Source organism: Adlercreutzia sp. ZJ154 (assembly GCF_011039055.1).
Classification (GTDB): domain Bacteria; phylum Actinomycetota; class Coriobacteriia; order Coriobacteriales; family Eggerthellaceae; genus Adlercreutzia_A.
The window spans coordinates 57,464-76,288 of record NZ_JAAKEF010000008.1 but is presented as its reverse complement, the minus strand read 5'-3'; the positions used below and the strand labels follow the sequence as shown (position 1 = coordinate 76,288).

Annotated in this window: 20 protein-coding genes and 1 tRNA gene; 3 read left to right on the top strand and 18 right to left on the bottom strand. The window is 47.4% G+C overall.

The window, feature by feature from the left end:
- The first annotated feature begins 17 nt into the window (after positions 1-17).
- A tRNA-Leu gene (locus G7Y37_RS05070) sits at positions 18-101 on the top strand.
- A 25-nt stretch (positions 102-126) separates the two neighbouring features.
- On the opposite strand, the gene G7Y37_RS05065 is transcribed toward G7Y37_RS05070, so the two are convergent.
- The 11 genes from G7Y37_RS05065 to G7Y37_RS05015 all read right to left on the bottom strand — a co-directional run bounded on the left by G7Y37_RS05065 (position 127) and on the right by G7Y37_RS05015 (position 11,176).
- Entirely contained in the window at positions 127-1,014 is an 888-nt protein-coding gene (locus tag G7Y37_RS05065) for a peptidoglycan-binding protein (protein WP_165062381.1), read from the bottom strand.
- Positions 1,015-1,018: 4 nt separating this feature from the next.
- Positions 1,019-2,074, bottom strand: coding sequence for a polyprenyl synthetase family protein (locus G7Y37_RS05060; RefSeq protein ID WP_165062380.1), 1,056 nt, complete (start codon positions 2,072-2,074; stop codon positions 1,019-1,021).
- A gap of 34 nt (positions 2,075-2,108) precedes the next feature.
- Entirely contained in the window at positions 2,109-3,056 is a 948-nt protein-coding gene (locus G7Y37_RS05055) for a Ppx/GppA family phosphatase (protein ID WP_241156016.1), read from the bottom strand.
- Positions 3,057-3,163: 107 nt separating this feature from the next.
- A complete protein-coding gene (locus tag G7Y37_RS05050) occupies positions 3,164-3,967 on the bottom strand; it encodes a septum formation initiator family protein (RefSeq protein WP_165062378.1) in 804 nt (267 codons plus the stop codon).
- 100 nt (positions 3,968-4,067) lie between these two features.
- Positions 4,068-4,448, bottom strand: a complete 381-nt coding sequence (locus tag G7Y37_RS05045; RefSeq protein ID WP_165062377.1) for a metal-dependent transcriptional regulator — start codon at positions 4,446-4,448, stop codon at positions 4,068-4,070.
- Positions 4,449-4,507: 59 nt separating this feature from the next.
- A complete protein-coding gene (locus G7Y37_RS05040) occupies positions 4,508-4,726 on the bottom strand; it encodes a hypothetical protein (RefSeq protein ID WP_165062376.1) in 219 nt (72 codons plus the stop codon).
- A gap of 23 nt (positions 4,727-4,749) precedes the next feature.
- Positions 4,750-7,113 carry a ferrous iron transporter B gene (locus tag G7Y37_RS05035; protein ID WP_165062375.1) on the bottom strand — a complete coding sequence of 788 codons (2,364 nt, stop codon included), beginning with the start codon at positions 7,111-7,113 and terminating at the stop codon, positions 4,750-4,752.
- Positions 7,114-7,182: 69 nt separating this feature from the next.
- Positions 7,183-7,416 (bottom strand): FeoA family protein, encoded by a 234-nt coding sequence (locus G7Y37_RS05030; protein ID WP_165062374.1) that lies wholly within the window; start codon positions 7,414-7,416, stop codon positions 7,183-7,185.
- 15 nt (positions 7,417-7,431) lie between these two features.
- On the bottom strand, positions 7,432-7,710 hold the full coding sequence (locus tag G7Y37_RS05025; RefSeq protein WP_241156015.1) for a FeoA family protein: 279 nt from the start codon (positions 7,708-7,710) through the stop codon (positions 7,432-7,434).
- Positions 7,711-7,736: 26 nt separating this feature from the next.
- Positions 7,737-10,313, bottom strand: coding sequence for an HAD-IC family P-type ATPase (locus G7Y37_RS05020; RefSeq protein WP_165062373.1), 2,577 nt, complete (start codon positions 10,311-10,313; stop codon positions 7,737-7,739).
- Between the two features lie 224 nt (positions 10,314-10,537).
- The gene (locus G7Y37_RS05015) at positions 10,538-11,176 is read right to left on the bottom strand and encodes an SGNH/GDSL hydrolase family protein (RefSeq protein WP_165062372.1); all 639 of its coding nucleotides are present in this window, start codon (positions 11,174-11,176) and stop codon (positions 10,538-10,540) included.
- Between the two features lie 129 nt (positions 11,177-11,305).
- Between G7Y37_RS05015 and thrC the strand changes: the two genes are divergently transcribed.
- A complete protein-coding gene (thrC, locus tag G7Y37_RS05010) occupies positions 11,306-12,880 on the top strand; it encodes a threonine synthase (protein ID WP_165062371.1) in 1,575 nt (524 codons plus the stop codon).
- Positions 12,881-12,896: 16 nt separating this feature from the next.
- The gene (locus G7Y37_RS05005) at positions 12,897-13,235 is read left to right on the top strand and encodes a winged helix-turn-helix domain-containing protein (protein ID WP_165062370.1); all 339 of its coding nucleotides are present in this window, start codon (positions 12,897-12,899) and stop codon (positions 13,233-13,235) included.
- Between the two features lie 188 nt (positions 13,236-13,423).
- Here the strand turns inward: G7Y37_RS05005 and G7Y37_RS05000 are convergent, their stop codons facing one another.
- From G7Y37_RS05000 to G7Y37_RS04965, 7 genes are all read right to left on the bottom strand, one after another.
- Positions 13,424-13,774 carry a DUF192 domain-containing protein gene (locus G7Y37_RS05000; RefSeq protein WP_165062369.1) on the bottom strand — a complete coding sequence of 117 codons (351 nt, stop codon included), beginning with the start codon at positions 13,772-13,774 and terminating at the stop codon, positions 13,424-13,426.
- A 29-nt stretch (positions 13,775-13,803) separates the two neighbouring features.
- A complete protein-coding gene (locus tag G7Y37_RS04995) occupies positions 13,804-14,322 on the bottom strand; it encodes a hypothetical protein (protein WP_165062368.1) in 519 nt (172 codons plus the stop codon).
- A gap of 14 nt (positions 14,323-14,336) precedes the next feature.
- Entirely contained in the window at positions 14,337-14,789 is a 453-nt protein-coding gene (locus G7Y37_RS04990) for a hypothetical protein (protein WP_241156014.1), read from the bottom strand.
- Positions 14,789-16,846, bottom strand: coding sequence for a molybdenum cofactor biosynthesis enzyme (locus tag G7Y37_RS04985; protein ID WP_165062367.1), 2,058 nt, complete (start codon positions 16,844-16,846; stop codon positions 14,789-14,791). Before G7Y37_RS04985 ends, G7Y37_RS04990 begins: the two co-directional genes overlap by 1 nt.
- A gap of 95 nt (positions 16,847-16,941) precedes the next feature.
- Complete coding sequence (locus tag G7Y37_RS04980; protein WP_165062366.1) at positions 16,942-17,442, bottom strand: TadE/TadG family type IV pilus assembly protein; 501 nt, start codon at positions 17,440-17,442, stop codon at positions 16,942-16,944.
- Positions 17,426-17,887 (bottom strand): hypothetical protein, encoded by a 462-nt coding sequence (locus tag G7Y37_RS09225; RefSeq protein WP_241156013.1) that lies wholly within the window; start codon positions 17,885-17,887, stop codon positions 17,426-17,428. Before G7Y37_RS09225 ends, G7Y37_RS04980 begins: the two co-directional genes overlap by 17 nt.
- Positions 17,888-18,823 carry a type II secretion system F family protein gene (locus tag G7Y37_RS04965; RefSeq protein WP_165062365.1) on the bottom strand — a complete coding sequence of 312 codons (936 nt, stop codon included), beginning with the start codon at positions 18,821-18,823 and terminating at the stop codon, positions 17,888-17,890. It abuts the gene before it with no gap.
- Positions 18,824-18,825: the final 2 nt, after the last annotated feature.

Below are 18,825 nucleotides of genomic sequence, written 5' to 3'. Positions count from 1 at the left end.
ATGGGTGCTGCTGAAGTGGGAGTGTGGTGGAATGGCAGACACCGGGGACTTAAAATCCTCTGCCGCAAGGCGTGCGGGTTCGAATCCCGCCACTCCTACCAGCTTTTCAGAAGTCGAAATTGCAAGCTACAAAACAGCACAAAGCGCGTCTAGCAGCGTTATAGCAAAGTGCTGGGCGGTACGCTCTTCGCCTGCATCCATCCAGCTTCTCCCGGGAAGAACTACCTTTATACGCAGCGGTTTGTTAGCCCGCGCCGCCTGAATAGCGCCCGACAGGCGCCTCTGCAGCGTTTCCTCGTTTTCATAATCTACAACCGGCACAGTATCTTCCGCCGCGCTTAGCGCCACTTCCACAAGCAGCATATCTTCGCTAGGCGCAACCGAAAGAGTGTCGGCACTTACTATGCGTGAAGCAGGGTTTGTGGCTATAGCCAAGTTCGACATACGCTGCGCCACCGACCGGGTGAATTCGCACGTGCCATACAAACATAGCGCATTGGCTTCCAACACATCTGCCGCACGCGCAAAACCAAGATTGCGCACTTCGTGCAGCGGCTCTTTGCCCGCCCAAGAGTGCTCCAAATTGCGCAGCGCTGCAAACGTGTAGGCACCCGCTATGCCATCCGATGGCAGACCCAAGTTCACCTGAAACTTCCGCAGCGCGTTTTCGGTATGTGCACCAAATATGGCATCTTCCGATCCGCTGGAAAACCCAAGCGCACCTAAAGCCTGCTGCAATTCCAAAACATCGTTACCGTGCAAGTAAGGCATGCGCAAATACAGCGTGCGGTCGCCCATGTGATACGATGCGTCAACCAACGCCGACCACACTTTTGAATCGACCTCGTCGCTTGCTTGCATACCTGCCTGCTCGCAGAATTTCCGCAGCGCCACCAGCGTTACGTCATCAAAAGTGCCCGACACATCACTTTCGTCTAAAAGCCCAAGTATCGCCAAACGCTCTTGCACATCTTCAACAGCTGCCCCAGAATCGCCTTTTCGAATGGAGTTCATATGTCTACATCAGCCTCCGCACAAACCAATCAGCCATCGACTCTAACATGTCGCGCGCTTGGCTAGGCGAAATAGTTTCCTTCAAACGTTCTTTTGCGGCGCTAGTCAAGTTTTCGGCGAAATTGCGAGCGTATTCTATAGAACCCGAATCTTCCATCAATTCAACCGCTTCGGCAAGCACTTTAGGGTCGCGCTCTTTTGCAGACAACACTTCAATTAAGCGGGCGCGCTGATCATCCTGCAAATTCTGCAACGCATGTACCACCATAAACGTGCGCTTACCCTCGGTTATATCGCTGCGAAAATCTTTATTCGCAGATTCTTCAGCACCTATCAAATTCAGTAAATCATCTTGAATTTGGAAAGCAAGACCGGTGTCTAGACCATAGTCGCGCAGCGCCTGTATTTCGCATTCCGTACCGCCACCTATAATTGCGCCTATAGCCAGCGGCACCGCGCCCGAATAATGCGCGGTTTTATGTATTGCCATAACCAAATAATCTTCAGGCGTAATGTCGTAGCGCTCATCGCGCGCCCACCCTATGTCTAGCGCCTGACCTTCTACCGTGCGCCGCGTCATATTAATAAGCTCTGTCACCACGCGAATTTTTGTAGCGTCATCTAGCGTAGAGTCGTTCATAACGGTGCCATTTACCAGCGCAAGAGCTAAGTCGCCCATGTTGATAGCCAGCCCCGTGCCCTGCGTTAAATGCAAGCACGGCTCGCCGCGACGCAGCGTGGCTTCATCTGCTATATCGTCGTGAATTAGCGCTGCAGTATGAAAGTGCTCCATAGCTGCCGCTGCCGACATTGCCAAGTCTACGTTGCCACCAACAGCCAAACATGCCGTAAAGCAAATAAGCGGACGATGCCGCTTACCACCATTTTGGCTATATGTCAGCAATGGGTCGTATAGATACTTATTCATATCGGGGTGCGTTCCCCTAGGAATGTAGCTGTTAACTAAATCGCCTACCTTGCCAGCGTAGTTGTCCAGATATTCCTCAAACGACACCACTTGGCTATCTACCGACTTTAATATTTCGCTGATCGTTTCCATTTTCTCCAACTTATGCGGCTTATACGCCTTGGCCTTATGCAGCATTGGCGCAGCGAATAACAATGCCACTAAGTATATCCGATTCGCTAACGGTAAACGCCGTTTGTCGGGCGGCGTGCATAACCTCTTCCAGAATAAGCATCCCTGCCACTATGACCGGCGCACGATTAGGATCTAAGCCAACTACTTGCTGCCGCTCTTGCAAAGGCAACGCTTGCAGGCGGGTAGTAATTTCGCGAAGTTGAGCTAGCGTAACGCAAGCCATATCTACCCTTGAGGAATCGTATTCACGCATAGCTTCGCGAATGCTTACAGCAGTTGTGGCAGTACCTGCTACCGCTATCATTTGGTCGAGCGGCTGGCAAATACAAGCCTGCACATTGCGAAACCAATCGCAAAATTCATTAGACATCCATGCGCGCGCAGCTTCTATTTCTGAGGGTGCCGGCGGATCGCTAAGTAAAAAGCGCTCGGTAGCGCGACGGCATCCCACGTTAAACGAATGTGAGAACTTAGGCTTTTCGCCCGCCAGTCCAATGGATATTTCGGTAGAGCCGCCTCCAACATCTACAACCATAACATGCTGGTGTACAAAGCGCGAAGTAGCGCCCGCAAAAGTTAGCGCCGCCTCTTCTTCGCCGCTGATAACCTGCAATTGCAGACCCAGCCCAGCTAGCATATCGTAAAATTCTGCTGCATTTTCAGCGTCTCGTGCAGCTGATGTAGCCACCACCATTGTTTGACGTACAGGATTTTCGGGTGTATCGAAATTTTCACGAATAGCAAGAAAGTCTGTAAGCGCAGCCTTCACGCGCTGCATTGCCTGCGATGTCAAAATATGAGTGGCATCTACGCCTTCGCCTAAATTGGTTATGCGGTATTCCTTCGCAAGTACATGAATTTGCCCCGCGCACACGTCGGCTATCATCATTCGACACGTAACCGTGCCTATATCTATAGCAACATAACGCCCGTCGATCATTTTGTTTTCACCGTGTTTGTTCATTAACCGCGTTCACCCATTAACCGCATTCACTCATTAACCACGTTCACCACTAACAGCATGCGCCTACTAACAACATGCGCCCATTATTTCGAGTAGAAAAATATAGTGTCTAAAACATCGGAATACCAAGTATCGGGTGCAGGCACACTTCCCGGAGTTATATTCGCGGTGAAATCAGACGATTGAGAAACGTCTATCCCCGATACGCTGCCCGCGCTTTCCCCTTCTTTCACCATGCCGTATTCGCTATGAGCCTTGTCTTCTATACCAGAAGCGCTCTGAAGATTCTGCACGGAATTTTCTAACGCAGCATTGCGCTCTATTACCGCATCATATTCAGCTTGAAGCCTGTCGCGCTCGCGAATTTGCTGGTAGCATTGCTGCGCCGGGGTATACAGCATGAAACAAACAAACGCCACACAGACGATGGAAAATAGCACACGCAAAGTCTTTCGGGGCGCGTGCTGGAAGCTGGGCAGATGAATAGACCCGATAAAGCCCGAAACTGCCGATTGCATTTTCGAACCTTCATGCGTAAGCGCCGTAGCTGCCTTGCGATGCTTCGAGCCCATCTTGCCTTTATAAACAGCTGCGCGGGGGGAACCCTCTGCGGGAATATCCGCCGAACTGCCACCATATGCGGCATTAAATTTTCGCGCTGCGCGGGTTTTGTTGCGCTTGCGCTTTGCCTGCGCGTGGCGCGATTCTAAGCGCGAAGCCAGTTTTTGTTTGGCTTGAATTTCAGTTTCAGTTTCATCTAACGTGCGCGTTTTATTGGACGGTGCGGAAACAAAGTTATCTTGGATAGCAGTCGTTTTGGCGCCGCTGCGTTTTCTTGCTGAGCGACGCGCGTCTTCAAAAGAGACGATGTTCGACTGTTTTGGCAAAATGCTCCTTGGCACTAGTGTGTTTAAGGTTTGTTTTTGGCTTCAAGAGCACTAACTAGGTTAACATGCGAAAAGCGTTCCGTGAACTAGAAATTAGAAATTAACGGATATCTAACTTATCTATGAAAGCCAGCCACTTCTCAAATGAATCATCGCTTATAGCGTGCTCCATTAAACATGCTTCTTCTTCGGCGGTGTGCTTATCTATTCCTAACGCCTTGTTTAGAAAAAGCGTTAATGCGCAATGCCTATCTAGCACCTTCGTGCCATATTCGCGCCCGTCTTCCGTAAGAGTTATATCGCCATAAAACGGCTGATCTACAAAACCCTTTTCCTTTAGCACCGATATAGCTTTGCTAACTGAAGCCTTAGAAACGCCTAGCTTTGTGGCAACATCTACGGCGCGCACCGGAGCAGTAACGCCGCCCAACATAACTATAGCCTCAAGATAGTCTTCATGTGATTTTGAGATTTTTTCCATCAGCTTCTTCCGCCGCTGTTTTGGTATGTTCAAGCCATTGTGGCTAGACCCTCATGTTATCACAGACTGGATTCCATCTTCGCTACCATATCCTTCACGGCGTTGCATTCAGCGCCGGGTTCGCAATTTTTTGCGCAATGTGCGCAGCCCTTGCTTTCGCAGCTATCGCCACAGTCGCACATGCCGCGCCTGAGAAGCCGCCGGACAGCCAGCGCAGCGCACGCTACGATAACAAGCAGCAATACTACAGTTGACGGCGTTATAACTAATTCTTCCATGCGGCTTCTCCTTTCCTTTAAATTTAAGCAACTCCCTTGCTTGCGCTAAGTTCATGTTGCATTTCTGCATCTTTGTCTTTGTTGTATTTCGGCATAGGGCGGAACAGCTGGAACAAAATAGCCGCCAGAAGCAGTACAGCTATTACTGTCCAGAAGTTAAATGCCACTTCACCAGTAACAAGACCACCTAACTGGTAGATGATAAGTCCTACAACCCATGCGAATGCGCACATATAGCCAATAGTTGCCCATGTCCACTTTGCAGAATTCATTTGGTTGCGGATAGCGCCCATAGCTGCAAAGCACGGCGCGCATAGCAGATTGAACGCGCAGAATGCCATAATAGCCACACTTGAGCCGCCCATCATAGCGGCAAACGACATCCAGATATTCGGATCGTCTTCGCCAATTTCGCCAAGGCTGGTTATGATGCCTACCGTTGCCACCACATTTTCTTTCGCCACAAGACCGGTAATGGATGTAACAGTAGCTTCCCAATTGCCAAAGCCAAGCGGCGCAAAAATCCAAGCCAAAACATTACCTAACCCAGCCATTAAGCTGTACTGGATATAGTCGTCCATTTCGGTGTCAAGCAGACCGAACGCGCCTTCGTACACACCAAAATTCAGCAGGAACCAAATGATGATTGAGCTTAGGAAGATAATGGTTCCGGCTTTTACCGCATAAGCCTTCACGCGCTCCCACATGGAAAGCAGCACGTTTTTCACGGTAGGCAGATGATACGCCGGAAGCTCCATGATAAACGGAGCGGCATCGCCCGCAAATGCTTTCAGTTTCTTCAGCATTATGCAGCTGATTATGATGGCAGCAAGACCCAAGAAGTAAAACAGCGGTGCCACCCACCAAGTGTCTTCGTAGAAATTGCCAGCTAGCGCGCCAAATACAAGCGCTATGATTGGCAGCTTCGCGCCGCAGGGAATCATAGTGGTGGTCATAATTGTCATGCGGCGATCTTTTTCATTTTCAATAGTTTTTGTAGCCATAACAGCCGGCACACCGCAGCCAGACGCAATAAGCATTGGAATGAACGATTTACCAGACAGACCGAAACGGCGGAAAATGCGGTCCATAATGAACGCCACGCGCGCCATGTAGCCGCAACCTTCAAGAAAACCAAGCAGCAAGAACAGCACGATTAGCTGCGGGATAAAGCCGATAACAGCACCAACACCGGCAATTATGCCATCTACAATAAGACTTTGCAGCCACGGTGCGCAGTCAACAGACTCAAGCCACTCTCCTACAACAACTGGCACACCCGGATGCCATAATCCGAACTCTGCCGGGTCGGGCTCTTCTTCGGCAAGCACCGCAAGCTCTTCATCAGTTGCGCCACTTTCTTCAGCTAGCGCAAGTTCCTCTTCCCACGCGCCCACAGCTTCGTCGTATTGTTCGGTGTTGGTATATAGCCAACCGTCGCCGAACAGACCGTCGTTAGCCCAGTCGGTGACAAGCGTGCCTACAGTAGATACACTTATATAGTAAACAAGCGCCATAATTACGATAAAAATAGGAATACCAAGCACGCGGTTAGTAACTATACGGTCAATCTTTTGTGTAGTAGTCATGCCTTTTGTGCCGCGTTTTACAGTATCGGCGCACACATCGGCTATAACATCGTAGCGTTCGTTCGTTACGATAGACTCAGCATCGTCATCTTCCTCAGCTTCAACCGCTTCGCGTATTTCGGCAATTTTCGCCATATCCTCTGCAGGAAGGTTTAATTTTTCTACCGTCAGCTGTTCATTTTCAAACAGCTTAACGGCGAACCAGCGCTTATCTCGTAAAGGAACTTTATCGCCAAGAATGTTGGCAATTTGCAACAGCGCCGCTTCCACATCGTCGGTGAAATGAAGTTTTGACTCAGATGCCGCGCCGGCAGTTGCCAGTTCGCGCGCCTTCTCTATAACTTGCCCGGTACCGCGGCTTTTTAAGGCGGATATTTCTACTATGGGACAACCTAGTTTATTGGAAAGCTTTTCGACATTTATGGTGTCTCCATTTTTCTCCACCAAATCCATCATGTTTAGCGCAATTACAGTGGGAAGCCCCAAGTCGAGAATTTGGGTGGTTAGATATAAGTTGCGCTCCAGATTGGTTGCGTCAACTATATTCACAACAACATCGGGATTGCCGCTCATAAGGTAGTCGCGTGTTACAACTTCTTCGGGTGTATAAGGGGAAAGCGAGTATACGCCGGGCAAGTCTGTAATGGAAACTTCCTTGTCGCGCTTATACTTGCCTTCCTTCTTTTCCACCGTAACGCCCGGCCAATTGCCGGTGTATTGGTTTGCGCCGGTCAAATCGTTAAACAGTGTGGTTTTACCACAGTTCGGATTGCCAGCAAGAGCAATATTGAAACCCATCTCGTGTTTCCTTCTTCGTCGTTCTAAGTTAGCCCGGGCTAACTTACCTGCAAAAAAATTTGGCCGCGCTTAGTTGACCAAAACATGTTCGGCTTCGTCTTTGCGAAGCGAAAGTTCAAAACCGCGTACCGTAATCTCGATAGGATCGCCCAGCGGGGCTACCTTATGAACCTGAAGCTGTGTACCTTTTGTAAGCCCCATATCCATAATGCGCCTCTTTACGGCACCGTCGCCTGTAAGTTTGCGCACTACTGCGCTTCCACCTACCGGGACATCCCGTAAAGTTTTCTCCTGTTCTGACATGCTTCTCCTTAAACTTTAAGCTGCGATAATCTTTGAAGCAGCCGATTTATCCAACGCCACTTGGCAACCTTTTATCTCGACTATTAGATTTCCAGCTTGCTCAGTTACCACACGAACAGGAGCACCAGCCACAAAGCCAAGATTTTCCAAATGATGATGAATTTCATCTTTCCCGCGCACCTTGATTACATGCGCGGTTTCGCCAGCATGCATAAACGTAAGCGGCATTTGATGTGCGCTTCGCGTTGCGGGGGTGGCGAAAGCCGTATCTTCAGCAACCATCGCGTTTTGCATATTACATCTCCATCAACCAAGTTAACCTAGGGTAACATCAGGAATATAACACAATGGCAACAAGAATGAAAGCCTTGGTTAACTTTTTGTATTCTTCGCATACGGAGACGATCAAATGCGTTATAGAGCAGCTGGAACACAACTAGATTTACCGCAGCGGCTATACCAATAATTAGCCACATTGTTGATGTAAATGGCGCTATGTTAAACAGCGGTCCCAGCAACGTTGAGCCCAATAATAACCCGCCAACAATAACGACCAACAGCGCTGCGCGAATAGCGTTGTACGGAATAGACAGCCTTATAACCAGCATAACGCCTATAAATGCAAACAACAGCACGCAAAGCGTAGATACCTGCGCATAATTCAGCCCAGCGCCATAACCCGTTATGCAAACTGCGAGTACTGTTAAAACGGCACAAATGGCACCGGGAATGGAATGCACTACGCAATTAGACAGGAAGCGCCCGCGAACACGCTCATGGTTCGGTTCTAGCGCAAGCACAAACGATGGAAGTCCTATGGTAAATGCACTTATCAGCGTCATCTGAATGGGCACAAACGGATATTGCCAAGGCAAGAAAATGAATAGTACCGCCGAAGTTATAGAGAACAGTGTTTTTATCAAGAAGAGAGATGCGCTGCGTTGCAGGTTATTTATAGAGCGCCTACCCTCTGCTACAACCTTTGGCATGCTGGCGAAATCGTTATCGACCAACACCAGTTGTGCCACATTGCGCGCAGCATCACTACCACTTGCCATAGCAACACTGCAATCGCTTGCTTTCAGCGCAAGCACATCGTTCACGCCGTCGCCTGTCATGGCTACGATATGGTCTTGCGCCTGCAATGCCACAACAAACGCTTTTTTCTGCTCGGGTGTTACTCGCCCAAAAACACTGTATTTGTTTATGGCTTCAACTATTTGTTCATCGGTTTTAAGCGTAGTTGCATCAATATAATTCTCCGCCCCCGGTACACCTACTTTTTGCGCAATGCCAGATACCGTATGCGGATCGTCGCCACTTATTACTTTAAGCTGCACGCCCTGTTCGATGAAGTATCCTATGGTCTGCGCCGCTGTAGAACGTATCTGATCGCGCAGCATTATAAAACCAACAGGTTCAGGCGAACCCAATATGCCGCCTTCTTCAGTGAACCCGTCAACACGAGCCAACAGCAATACACGATTCTCAGCCGCCAATTCATCTAACTGCGGCTTTATATCGCGAAGCGCTTGCGCATTTGCAGCCAACACAAACTGTGCCGCACCCATAACGTAAGCCCCATCAGAAAACTCTGCGCCCGACCATTTTGTTTCCGAAGAAAACGGAATTGCACGAACAATCTCGCTGCAATGCGGCTGTTGGGATGCGGAGTGAAGGCTGCGCAGCTTCTGAGCAGAGCATTCAGAAGTCGCATCATAGCGCGGCTGCGTCTCAGAGCGGAGTGAAGGCTGCGCAGCTTCTGAACGTAGCTCTGAGCGAGCCGCGCTAGTTGGCAATTCTTCACCACAACGCGGCTGCGCGTATTCAATTATTGCCCGCGCTGTATCGTTGGGGTCTTCATCCGATGCTGCAATGCTGGCAAACAAACGCACAAGTTCATCTTCTGAAACCGCATTGTTGTGCACCGCCACCACGCCGGCAACTTCCATACCGCCTGTAGTTATGGTTCCCGTTTTGTCCAAGCAAAGCGTATCTACACGAGCCAGTGTCTCTATGCAATAAAGCTGCTGCACCAATACTTTATGACCCGCCAGCCTTATAACCGCCACAGCCAATACTGTAGAGGTTAGCAATATTAGTCCTTCAGGAATCATCCCAACAAGAGCTGAAACAGTACTTAAAATTGCCGAATCGGGTGCCACGTTATGCAAAAAATGAGTGCTGCCAAACAGCAGCAATCCCACAGGCACCATAGCTAAACTGACAAACTTAATTATGCGATTCAAGCTTGTCATTATTTCGGAATTTACAGCTTTGTGCTGTTTGGCTTCAGCGGTAATTTTGGCGGCATAGTTATCGGCACCCACATGCACAACACGCGCCCACACCATACCAGAATTTAAAAACGATCCACTCATAAGCGCATCGCCTGCAGCCTTTGCAACCGCTTTGCTTTCGCCGGTAAGCAGGCTTTCATCTACACGACACGCGCCCTGCACAACAACAGCATCAGCCGGAACCTGATCGCCTCGACCTAGGCGTATCACATCGTCTAACACCAGCTGATCTACCGACAGCTGCACCTGCTCGCCATCACGCGCAACATCTATAAGCGATGCCGCCACAATGGAAAGCTTGTCAGTAACCATTTTTGAGCGAATCTCTTGCACGATGCCGATAATCACATTCACCACAATGATTATCATAAACAGCATGTTTTTATACGACCCGGTAAAAAACACCAGCGTCGCAAGCACCACATTCACAAAATTGAATAGCGTGCAAATATTGTCTCGGAATATATCGCCGATGGAGCGTGTTTTTAAGCCAGTATCAACATTTACCTTGCCAGCTGATATGCGTTCAGCCACTTCAGCTGCAGTTAGCCCTTTAATGCTTGTATCAACCAAATTGCCAGCTACGTTTTTAGCCATGTTTGATATAACAGCTCTCCCTTGCGCATCGTAATTTCAAACATAGTTAAGAATAATGGAGAAATGGGGCACATCGAACAACAATGCAACATTATTACATTTTTATAAGGTTGCCTAGACGGGTTTTGCCATGTTTGCCATCGCTTTCCCAAACCCATGCATCAGCTATGAACCCAGCAGTCAGCAGTCAGCAGCCAACAGCCAGCACCCAACAAGAACACACATCAGCACCCCATAAGAAAAGTCTGTGCTAGTTGCTGCATCCCCAATTTTGTAGGATGCGTGCCGTCTAATGTATCGAATGGCTTACCTAAATTTGCCATATCTATTAAATGTGCACCATGCTTCTTAACTGCGCATCTTATTGCCTCATTATAGGATTCAAGATTTTCGCCTTTATATTTCGCGCGGAAAAATTCCACATCGTGTTCTTTTGAACGACCCGGCAAAAGCGTCATGCAAAACATCTCCGCATTAGGTGCCATCTCGCTAAGATTCGCCAGCATCTCTGCATAGGCTTGCTCAAATTCGCACAAAGATGAACCTTCTCCGTAATCGTTTATCCCCATATAGATAAGTATGCAGTCGGGCTGCTGACCAGACGCTCCTATTACCTGCTTCGCCCTCGCAACCGATCTGCCTGCCGGAAATTCACTACCAGTAACTAAGCTTCCCGAAAACGACCCATTTGCCAGAAGTTCGCCTTCCAGCGCCTCTATTACTTGCATCCACCAAGTATCAGCAGGCTGCGTAACGCCGTTTTGCGCGCATAAATCATCTTCGTAATACACCTTATTTTCCGGCGGAATAAACCCATGGAAAGTAGATATAGAATCGCCAAATACTGATATTCTTTTGCCCACGATATTCCTCTCGCAAAGCATCCTGCACCCCATGCAGAAAAACAGACAAGTTGGCAGAATGTATCCATTAACATTTCAGATAAGTATATGGTAGAACCGCTGGGAATATGTGCGCAAGGAGGGAATACAATGGGCGATGTACTCGACCGGAAAAGCTCGTTTGGCGAAAACCGCTATATTGATACACGCGCAGCCATAGATGAAGCCGTGCCATTCACTCAAGCTGTAATAGACGGGCTGGCTCCCAGTGGGGGTTTGTATGTTCCTCAAAGCATTCCGCGTTTTCCTTTAGAGCGCATATTGGAACTTGCCGATTTGCCCTACAGCGAACGCGCGGCGGATATATACAGCGCTTTCAATATAGATATTCCCGATACAGATATTCACGAATTGATGCACAAAAGCTACGGAGACAATTTCGATACCGTAGATGTGTGTCCAATTCAAAAACTTGATGAAGATGTGCATGTCTTAGAACTTTGGCACGGTCCTACTAGCGCGTTTAAAGATATGGCTTTGCAATGTCTGCCCAACTTTTTTGCAGCTAGCGCCGATGTCTTGCGTGAACGCGGACAGCTTGACAATAACTTTTGCATTTTAGTTGCCACATCGGGCGACACTGGAAAAGCTGCACTAGAAGGCTTCAAAGGCGTTAAAGGCGTGAATGTAGGCGTATTGTTCCCCGATGGAGGCGTCAGCGATATACAGCGCAAACAAATGGTGACGACCACCGGCGATAATGTTTGCGTTTGGGCAGTACGCGGTAATTTCGACGATTGCCAAACCGGCGTAAAAAAGGTATTCGGCGACGATGCTTTTGCGTCCCAACTAAAAAGCGATGCAAATGTAGCGTTATCTAGCGCCAATTCGATTAACTGGGGACGACTGCTTCCGCAAATTGTTTATTACGTATCAAGTTATGCCGAGTTGGTAGCTGAAGGGAATGTAAGCGCAGGCGACCCAATAGATGTATGTGTACCTACTGGCAATTTTGGCAATATATTAGCTGCTTGGTATGCCAGACAAATGGGAACACCGATAGAAAACCTGTTTTGCGCAAGTAACGAAAACCGGGTTCTTACCGATTTTATAAACACTGGCATATATGACATATCTGATCGCGAATTTGTTCTTACGCCATCTCCTTCCATGGATATATTGGTATCTTCAAATTTAGAGCGACAGCTTTTTGAACTGTCCGGGCGCAATGGTCAAGCCATTTCAGAATGGATGACCAGCTTAAATGCTGAAAAGCGTTTCCAAGCCGACCCTGACACAACAAAAGCTATGCAGGCTGTGTTCAAAGGCGAATCGGTTAGCAACAACGACTGCCTTAACGCTATAAAAAGCGTATTCGACAAGTATGATTACCTAATGGACCCCCACACCGCTGTCTCTTATACTGCCGGAATGAGGCTACGCAAAGATAATCCGCTGCTAATAATCAGTACTGCACATTGGGCAAAGTTCGGCGATAATGTATACCGCGCTTTGCATGGCATAGCACCAGAGCAATCGCTACCGCAAGATATTGCTTCTCTTACCGGCTGTCAGCTAAACGAGCTGATTGCAAAAGAAACCGGCAAGTGGGGCATACCTAAACGTCTGGCAAACTTAGATGCTATGCCTATACGGTTCTCTGAGGTTATCGACGGTAATCAGAGCGCCATAGAGCAAGCCGTAGCAACGTTTCTAGAACACTAAAGGAGATATGGTTCTAATGAAACTTAATAACTTGCAAACAAACATTCGCCTTTCCATAGTTAACCCCGATTCTCAAAGCAACTCTGTTTTTGGGCGCGGAATCGCCAATTTGTGCATGGGTGTACGCGAAAAAGGCTCTCTTAATGCTGCCGCCAAAGAAATGGGCATGGCGTACAGTAAAGCTTGGCGCATTATTAAAGACACAGAAGCGGCTCTAGGAATGCAGCTATTAATTCGCGATGGTGCACACGGAAGCGAACTTACCGAAGATGGCAATAAACTCCTAGATCTGTATTGCTCTATTAACGAGAAAGTCTCTCAGGAAGCGCTCGAACTCTACAAGGAAATGCTCTAATAAGCTGCTGGTGTTTGTTTCTGAAGTCTTTTCAATATGCTCTGCGCAATGCATGCTTGTACTGCTTGAGTTTGCTTGTTCGGCATTGGCAAACTCAACAGAGCAGGGTTTATTATCGAACTGATACATACAGCCATAACATACGTCCATATCGTCAAATATTGATGTATTACATACCGGGCATTGCTTCATTTTTGTTCCCCTCTTCGATATGTGTTGTTGACATGCGGAGTGCCTAATTTAATAACGTCCCCCACACATAGCCAATCTCCGTCGCGCGAAAATCTTTCTGCAACCATAGAAGCATGTTTATTTTTCAAGCGTTTCCGTACACCAACTCCTCTATACACTTCTAACACTCCACCATCTTTAGTAATGAAAGCTATATCTAGTGGATGCCGCATTCCAAAAGTATGCACATCGTGACATGGCACTAATAAGCGTGTCACTTCATCCGGGTCGCGAAACAACATGCCACGAAGACGCTGCGTAGTAGTTGATGCCAATTCTATAGGCTGCGCCTCGCCGCTAACATCCATAAACCACTTAGTCGTACCCTCATCTTTTGTTAATCTTGACGAGTATGCAATACCACACTTCCCAATTCTCCTGTCTGTGCAAACTCCACCATGATCCATTTACACGCACCTCCATCTTTCACATAGGTAGATACTCCCTCTTCTCCAGAAGAACATTCCACCCATCCGTTTTTACTAAGTTCAGTCTTTATGTAAGCTTGCAATTCACTAGCACGAGAATCGCAAATTATCCCTATCACAGACCAATCATCTACAATCCAAATGTCCCAGCCCTGTTCGGGCTGTGCAATCTCATCCGAAAACCAATTTGGCAATTCATTGCAGGGCACAGACCTCAAATTAGTTTCCTGTAAAACATCCGTAATACTTTTATCCTCTTTTAGCCCGTCCCAAACATGTTCTACAAACGTGTCTTCTAAGCCCTCAGCCTCAGCCTTTGAAGACAGCATGCATGCTGCAATAAAAACCATCGCAAGCACCGCTATAGCTATAACTGCATTTCCCGCACGCCTTCTTTGGGCTGACATTAGCTCCATTTCTTTATCCATAGTCTTCACTTTCTCTAAAGCAACATTCCGGGTTTGTATGTGCTTATCACCAATGTTGTAGCGTGGCTTAATTTCGGTAAGCCAATTCCAAAAACGCTTTGCTGTAGACCCATTCCAAACAAAGTTGGCGAATACTGCATCGTTGCGGTGTATTTCGAATGTTCACCGCTTTGCTCTACAACTACCCGACAATCGCTGCAAACAGAACCCATCTGCGACTCTATAGCAGCCTTAATTCTGTCAACCGATTCTGCTGCTGTTTGTTCATATGCAGGAGATGTTGCAACTGTACGAATAGCATTTCTGCTAACGCGATCAAATTCGGCGCATTCACTAAAAAACGTGCAAGCATTCACAGCTATAACTGCAATTATCAGCACTACCGGAAACACAGCAGCTAGCTCTACAGTCATTTGCCCGCGCGCATCTCTTGCAAGCACCAAAGTTCTTGGAAGTATAGAAGCCATTACTGCCACGACCTTATTCCCGCAATACTAGCTGCAGCACCAGCGACTGAATTTATACAATTAGCCACCATAGTTGCACCTTCTTGTTCCGTTTCTTGAGGCACAGTAATCTTTATGGGAATAACTACATCTCCCACTGGAAACTCTATGTCGGCAATTGCTATTTCTCCATCCGCTATTCCGCTTGCATCCATCTGCGCATTTGCCCCAGCTGCAAGAGCTGAAAACAAATCGGTTGAAGAATTTGAAGCCGAAAGTGCCGATTGTTTTATTTGAGAATACCTAACGGCAAATTGTCCCGTATCACGCGCCGCCACACTTCCCGTATTAACGAGTATCGGTTTAAGAGAGTCAAGTTGAACAGGCTCAAGCCCGATAGCCTGAAACACGCTACTAAGTTCGCCTGCTGCCCAATCTCCAAGCCCACTAATCGTGGTCGTATGAATACTATTTAATGCCCGAGACACCCCATCGCTTAAAGCCGATTGTCCATCTTCAAAAGCGCGCAGCAAAGTTGACCAACTATCTAATACAACCTTTCCAACGCCTACAGCTGCACTATCAATATCTGCAACACCATCCAATAAAGATGTAATAACAGATGAAGCGCTGTCGGATGAATCGCCAATTAACGTTGCTCCAGATACTGCTGCCCGTGTTCCAAAAGTTTGCCCAGATGCTATAAACGTATTTTCAAAACCTGCAGAAGCGTCATTAGATGCAGTATTTACTACCATCGCTATAGCGCCATATCGTCCGGGCGGTAACGCATGTATTCGACGAGATTCAGTATCGGCAATAACATCAGCAATACCCTGAAATAAATTCTTCGATTCTTCCTGCACCTGAGTTTTTAGAGGTTCAAGTTCTTCCATTACCTCGTTATATTCATCACATGCCCGCCGTACCTCTTGGTAGTGATATTCAAACCCACTAGATACATTAGTTGTAGCAGAAGCTATATTAGCTATCGACTCTATGGTGAAATGGCATCTTTCGCATTCCGCATAGTTTGCATTCTCCATTTCTCGCACAGATACCTCGTGCGTATAACCATCAGCTGCCGAACATGCACCCCAAGCATGCACAGTTTCTGTATTGTCACTTTCTGTTACAGGAAAAAGCTGCTTGGTATACAAGCTGGTTGAGCGCATTTCCTCTAGATTTCTAAATAGTTTTGGAAAAGTACAGCGCTCGTCGCTTGCTTCAAAATATGCTTGTCTTATTTCCGTATAAGCATAATCGTAGTAATACATGCGTAAAACTGAATCTGACGCATGCTCGTCATGATCGTCCCAATAATAATCTTCGTTATCGTATCGTTCGGAATAATAGTACTTCGCCCGCAAAAGCGCAGTTTTGAAGGACCACGTATCTGCGCTTTCATAAAGCGGGTTATACTCTGCGCCAAAACCTGCCAAACTGTTGAACCGCTCGTACATACACGCCGAAGGATTACGCCCACAATCCGCTTCATACCCCGCGCGTTTCGCTTCGTCTGCCCTCTGAGCTAAATGTTCTACCTCAGCTGATTTTTCCCTCATATCAGGCACTAAGTCTTCAACATACTGCCCCGTTTCTAATAAATTGTCAGAAACTTTTCCTATGGGTTCTCCTTTAGCGGGAACAAGCATTGCTAAAGGAAAATAACTTGAATACATATCGCCATCTATATTATTTGCTTTCCCAATCTCTGCAGCAGCCGCAGCACTTAAAAACGGCAGCATCTGTTGCAGTCTATTAAGCCCCTCAGCTGCTTTTTCAGAAAACTTATCGCGCGCCTGTGCGGTTTTTGTAGCCGCATTTATTATGTTTGCAGATAGTTCAGACAGCGGCGGTATACACGCAGTTACTATTCCCACTCCATATAAGGTACCCGCAAGAAGCGTCATACTTAGCACTATCGCATCACACGTATTGGCGGCAATCATGAACTCTGCCACTTCGTTTTCAGCCGCCAGCGATGCAACGTCAGCCACTTCTTGAATATCTGCTGCAGCACTTTGTATTTTGTAAAGTTGCGCTGCCGAAAAAATAAGTGCAAGTGATAAAAACATGGACACAGCCATGCTTACTGTTGTTATTCCCCTCTCGTCTCTGAAGACACAGACCGCCCTGCATTTTTGCCACCATCGAAAACCGCAACGCCGCATCAGAACCACTCCCCAACCATATCTTGTGGTGAAGATCCATCCATGCTGGCAATCGCCCAATCAGGCTGCGTTTGTTGTTCACATTCCACATGCACTTCCAAATTTCCCGAAGCATTCACCAATCCCAACAGCGAAGCTCCCGCATCTAGTAAAGGCAGCGGACGTATTTGATTTGTTATGGTTACTTTTGCGATTGATGAGCCATCTAACCCCTGCAAGCCTATATCCCAAGAACAGCCACTACTATGAACATGAAATATATCTACTTGCGGAACAGCGGACAGTCTCCGCCTTATGAAGTCTTCACATATTTGGCTATCTGCCGAAGATGATGTAGCCAGTAACCTACACCCTTCCGCTGCGGCATTCTGCATCACTATACGATCGTAGAGCACTATGCTTGGTTGTAACAGCAAAAGAGCCAGCAACATAAGAATGGGCAGAGCAAACGCCGCCTCAACCGTTGCCTGACCTTTGCATTTATCAGAAACAGAAAACATCTATAGCACCCCCGACCGATCCCTGAACGTTATGAGATGCAGCGGCTATAGCATGCTGGATGAATACTCCATCACTTACCACAGATGAAAGAGCACCCAAAACAACAACGATACATAAAATTGCTCCAAGCACCACGGCATATTCCACGCTAGATTGCCCGCACACGCTAGCTATAAGCTGTTTATTCCATCGGAAATAGCCGCCCACAATTCTTCCAATTTTGGACGGAATATGGTTATCGCCAAAATCGCAATTACTACCAAGACCCCTACAAGTATTGCGTACTCTGTAGTGCCTTGACCTCTCTCGCACACTAGCTTCGCTTGCGCACGACTTACTAAATTGCGCATACAATCTTCTAGCTGTCTTTGCGCTGTATGCATCCTGCATTTTGCGCTTTGTGCAAATCTGTTCATTCCATACATAAACGTTCTCCTTTCCCATCTAAAAACCGCCACCTATCATCTCTAGCAAAACAGGTCCAAGCACCATGATTAACATGGCAGGAAGAATCAATGTTCCTGTAGGAACCATCATCTTTACAGGTGCTTTTGCGACCTGTTCTTGCTTATTTGATCTGTATGTAACGCGCGCCTCTCGTGCTGCGGCTTCCAAGCTTTCCACCATTGAAGTTCCAAACCGAATAGAGCGCACAATTGTCTCTACCACTCGCATAAATATGATTGAGTTATACGACTCTGCTAATTCACGCAAAGATTCATCGCGGCGCTGTAGCCCCGATACCCATTTCTTCTCGGCAAGTGCAAATTCGCTAGCCAAAATTGTGTTAAAACGCGCCGAATAAATTTGCAGGCTACGATCGAAAGAAAGCCCACTTCGCATTCCTATAGCAACAACATCCAACATTTCTGGTAGATGTCTTTCCATTTCGCTTGTGCGCCAATCAACTCTATGCTTCAAAGCGCGTTTAGGTGCTGTAGCACCTAAAAAGCAGCCAACTATCCCCAACACTACGGCAAACGCCCCAGAAACCATTACCCCTAAAAGCGCCCCTAGCAAAGCGCATGCGACAGACAATTTCACACGCGCAGCACAAAAACCACCTTCACTTATAACTCCTTGAAATCCAGCAAAAGTAACGTTCCGCTCAAGCCAGATTGACTTCGCGAATATATTTGGCAAACGTAAAGTGGCACCATTTGTTTCGCTTATCGTTTCGCGGCGCAATAATTCAATCACTTTTGCATCTATAGCTGAACCGCTCTCCGCTATATTCAAATTGTCGTTTTCCCGAACTCGCACTTTATCTTTATGTCGAGAACGCTGCTGAAGATGCTTCACGAAAATATATGCGTTATAGCCAGCTCCACTGGCAAATCCCATCGCAGCGCAAACCGTAACGGCTGATAAAGTAGACACCT

What these genes read in the sequence shown, in the direction of transcription:
- G7Y37_RS05065 (WP_165062381.1), bottom strand. Translation starts at nt 1,014, where the DNA reads ATGAACTCCATTCGAAAAGGCGATTCTGGGGCAGCTGTTGAAGATGTG.
- G7Y37_RS05060 (WP_165062380.1), bottom strand. Translation starts at nt 2,074, where the DNA reads ATGGAAACGATCAGCGAAATATTAAAGTCGGTAGATAGCCAAGTGGTG.
- G7Y37_RS05055 (WP_241156016.1), bottom strand. Translation starts at nt 3,056, where the DNA reads ATGATCGACGGGCGTTATGTTGCTATAGATATAGGCACGGTTACGTGT.
- G7Y37_RS05045 (WP_165062377.1), bottom strand. Translation starts at nt 4,448, where the DNA reads ATGGAAAAAATCTCAAAATCACATGAAGACTATCTTGAGGCTATAGTT.
- G7Y37_RS05040 (WP_165062376.1), bottom strand. Translation starts at nt 4,726, where the DNA reads ATGGAAGAATTAGTTATAACGCCGTCAACTGTAGTATTGCTGCTTGTT.
- G7Y37_RS05035 (WP_165062375.1), bottom strand. Translation starts at nt 7,113, where the DNA reads ATGGGTTTCAATATTGCTCTTGCTGGCAATCCGAACTGTGGTAAAACC.
- G7Y37_RS05030 (WP_165062374.1), bottom strand. Translation starts at nt 7,416, where the DNA reads ATGTCAGAACAGGAGAAAACTTTACGGGATGTCCCGGTAGGTGGAAGC.
- G7Y37_RS05025 (WP_241156015.1), bottom strand. Translation starts at nt 7,710, where the DNA reads ATGCAAAACGCGATGGTTGCTGAAGATACGGCTTTCGCCACCCCCGCA.
- G7Y37_RS05020 (WP_165062373.1), bottom strand. Translation starts at nt 10,313, where the DNA reads ATGGCTAAAAACGTAGCTGGCAATTTGGTTGATACAAGCATTAAAGGG.
- thrC (WP_165062371.1), top strand. Translation starts at nt 11,306, where the DNA reads ATGGGCGATGTACTCGACCGGAAAAGCTCGTTTGGCGAAAACCGCTAT.
- G7Y37_RS05005 (WP_165062370.1), top strand. Translation starts at nt 12,897, where the DNA reads ATGAAACTTAATAACTTGCAAACAAACATTCGCCTTTCCATAGTTAAC.
- G7Y37_RS05000 (WP_165062369.1), bottom strand. Translation starts at nt 13,774, where the DNA reads ATGGATGTTAGCGGCGAGGCGCAGCCTATAGAATTGGCATCAACTACT.
- G7Y37_RS04995 (WP_165062368.1), bottom strand. Translation starts at nt 14,322, where the DNA reads ATGGATAAAGAAATGGAGCTAATGTCAGCCCAAAGAAGGCGTGCGGGA.
- G7Y37_RS04990 (WP_241156014.1), bottom strand. Translation starts at nt 14,789, where the DNA reads ATGGCTTCTATACTTCCAAGAACTTTGGTGCTTGCAAGAGATGCGCGC.
- G7Y37_RS04985 (WP_165062367.1), bottom strand. Translation starts at nt 16,846, where the DNA reads ATGTTTTTATCACTTGCACTTATTTTTTCGGCAGCGCAACTTTACAAA.
- G7Y37_RS04980 (WP_165062366.1), bottom strand. Translation starts at nt 17,442, where the DNA reads ATGTTTTCTGTTTCTGATAAATGCAAAGGTCAGGCAACGGTTGAGGCG.
- G7Y37_RS09225 (WP_241156013.1), bottom strand. Translation starts at nt 17,887, where the DNA reads ATGGGAAAGGAGAACGTTTATGTATGGAATGAACAGATTTGCACAAAG.